The sequence below is a fragment of the Moorena sp. SIO1F2 genome, assembly GCF_010672755.1.
In the GTDB taxonomy this organism is placed as follows: Bacteria; Cyanobacteriota; Cyanobacteriia; order Cyanobacteriales; family Coleofasciculaceae; genus Moorena.
Window position 1 is genome coordinate 1 of record NZ_JAAHFV010000606.1, and the last position, 2,052, is coordinate 2,052.

General features: G+C 41.1%; 2 protein-coding genes. One reads left to right on the top strand and one right to left on the bottom strand.

Features of this window, described 5'->3' with window-relative positions; all coding sequences use genetic code 11:
• Positions 1 to 846, bottom strand: coding sequence for a hypothetical protein (locus tag F6J94_RS33300; RefSeq protein WP_293048103.1), 846 nt, complete (start codon positions 844 to 846; stop codon positions 1 to 3).
• Between the two features lie 702 nt (positions 847 to 1,548).
• Between F6J94_RS33300 and F6J94_RS33305 the strand changes: the two genes are divergently transcribed.
• On the top strand, positions 1,549 to 1,806 hold the full coding sequence (locus tag F6J94_RS33305) for a hypothetical protein (protein WP_293048106.1): 258 nt from the start codon (positions 1,549 to 1,551) through the stop codon (positions 1,804 to 1,806).
• Positions 1,807 to 2,052 lie beyond the last annotated feature (246 nt).

Below are 2,052 nucleotides of genomic sequence, written 5' to 3' on the forward strand. Positions count from 1 at the left end.
TCAGTCCGTATCACCATCTAATCCTAAAATGTCAGGATTTTGCTGAGCCAACATTACTGCAAAATAACTCATCAAGGTAGTTTTCCCGGAGCCTGGCGCACCCAATATCACCACTCGTCTTGACTGACTTTGGCTCAATAACTGCTCCGCCAAGAATTTGCGGCCAGTCGTCTTTGCCAATAGTGCTATTTCTGAGGTTTCCCCACTACCAGCTGCTAACCAATCCCTTTCCCAAGCGCCAGCAGTTGATAGGTCTTCCACCACATCTGGCATTACAAAAATTTGCGCTAACTTCTCGGATTTTTCTACCTCTTGCCCAGGCACAGCAATGCCAGCAAATTTAACATCATCAAACCAGTTAGCTAGCTGCTCACAATAATCCTGTTTAGCTACCTGAAATTTTAGATAAGTATCCGTCTGCTGAAAATAAGCATTAATAAATTTCTCTATCCAAGGCTTAATACTATCTTGATTCAGTTTAATGTCATTGGCTTCAGCTTGCTGTTGAAATACCGTGATTAAAATCTCTCGATCAGGCTTGCCTTGATTAAGTAACGGTTTCTGTAATTCCGCCAAAACTGCTGAATGTGTAAAATAGTCCCGCAAAAAATTATTAACTCCATTCCAGCCATCCGGTCTAGCGCGAAAAAATAAGCGCTGGCTCGGATCCCGTTGTTTTTCCCATTCTTTTACTGCCGCTTCTCCCCCTTTGATTGCCTTGTCTACATCGCTTTTACTCAGAGCTTGACTTAAGCTATCCCATCCTTGTCCCGAAACAATCTCTAACAACGATTCCCCTATTTTCGGGATTGCCCAACCGGCTAATACTGACAAGGGTTCTATCATTGATCTCTAGTTATCGTTAATTAGATTAATTATAGCAATTTAGGGAGTAGGGAGTAGGGAGTAGGGAGTAGGGAGTAGGGAGTAGGGAGTAGGGAGTAGGGTTTTTTGCGTGGGTTTGGATACCCCATTATCCCCCTTAATAAGGGGGACTTTCCAGATAGTTTTATGGGCTCCTCTTAGGAAGCAGTGAGTAGGGATTAGGGAGCAGGTATTCGGGTTTTTTGCGTGGGTTTGGATACCCCATTATCCCCCTTAATAAGGGGGACTTTTCAGATAGATTTCCAGGCTCCCCCCTTAGCTAAGGGGGGCTGGGGGGGATCAATCTAGTAAATGCGATAGAAAGTTCGATACTCTGAAATATCTCCTACTCGAACACATAATTATTCTATCAACTTAAATGCTATCCCAGAATTAAACTCTAACTCAAATACTATACCATAATTACCGTATTAATTTAAAAAAATATGATGTTGACTAAGTAATAAATGATGCTTAAACAGCTTATTATAAGTTTAAAACTAATAAATTAATCGAATATGACGCTACGCGATTGGCCGTAGGCCACGCTAAAAGCGATCGCTTTTTTTTAAATAACCCTAAAAAAAACTTTTACCGCTAATTTAAAAGCTCTCAAAATAGTTGACAAAATAAAAAATATTTATCTATAATAAAATTGTCCCAAAAAACAACACAAAAAACCTTATGGACATCGAAAACTTTCTCCCAACTTTTGAGTATAATCCCAACAATCCTAATCTCCCTGAATTATCTGGCCAAGCCCAGCCAGGACGGGAGCAAATCAAACATATATTGATCGGTTCGCCCAAAACCGTGCGGGTCACAATCTATAATCTTTATAGCCGTGGCTACGCACAAGTTCATGAGTGGAGCACTCCTCAACCTACCGGAAATTCTGGTGAGGTGATCAGTATATTGATTCGACATCTGTTGGTAGATTAAGATAGCAACTTGCCAGGGATGCCAATCCCTGGCGACAGGTCAAAACTCAGGAGAAAGTACGAAGTCTGAAACCTAAGTTGGTATGTTGTTGATTTGGTGAACACATAGTCAAAAACCCTAGGGCTCTTGACTATTAAAAGAAATAATTCGGTCAAGCATTGGAATTAACCAGGACTTGACCGAATTTTTTTTTGTTGAGGGAACAGGGAACAGGGAACAGGGAATCGGGAATCGGGAATCGGGAAT